This window comes from Enterobacter sp. 5-4, assembly GCF_000612205.1.
GTDB lineage: Bacteria > Pseudomonadota > Gammaproteobacteria > Enterobacterales > Enterobacteriaceae > Enterobacter > Enterobacter roggenkampii.
This window is the reverse complement of the sequence record NZ_JFHW01000034.1, coordinates 1-505: the sequence shown is the minus strand read 5'-3', so window position 1 is coordinate 505 and position 505 is coordinate 1. Positions and strand designations below refer to the sequence as shown.

The following is a 505-nucleotide window of genomic DNA, read 5'->3' as shown; positions in this document are numbered from 1 at the left end:
CGACGACTATGACTTCCGCAAGCCGAACGCGTGGCTGTTCCAGGCCCAGCAGAACCCGGCGTCGCCGACGCCGGGCAGCATTGACGTGTACGACTGGCCGGGTCGCTTTGTCGACAAAGGGCACGGGGAGTTCTATGCCCGCATTCGTCAGGAGCGCTGGCAGGTTGAGCATCAGCAGATTCAGGCCACCGCCACGGCGGCGGGGATTGCGCCGGGGCACACCTTCACGTTAACCAACGCGCCGTTCTTCAGCGACAACGGTGAGTATCTGGTCACGGCGGCGGGTTACCACCTCGAAGAGAACCGCTACGCCAGCGGCGAGGGTGAAACTATTCACCGGACCGATTTCACGGTCATTCCGTCGGCGGTGGTCTACCGTCCGGCGCAGACCACGGCGTGGCCGCGCACCTACGGCCCGCAGACCGCGAAGGTGGTGGGCCCGAACGGCGAGAGTATCTGGACGGACAAATACGGCCGCGTGAAGGTGAAGTTCCACTGGGACCGC

The 505-nt window shown here is 64.8% G+C and carries 1 protein-coding gene; it reads left to right on the top strand.

Going from position 1 to position 505, the window contains the following annotated elements; genetic code table 11:
• On the top strand, nt 1-505 hold a 505-nt coding region (locus AA74_RS01000000122385; protein ID WP_032667636.1), incomplete at both ends, for a type VI secretion system Vgr family protein.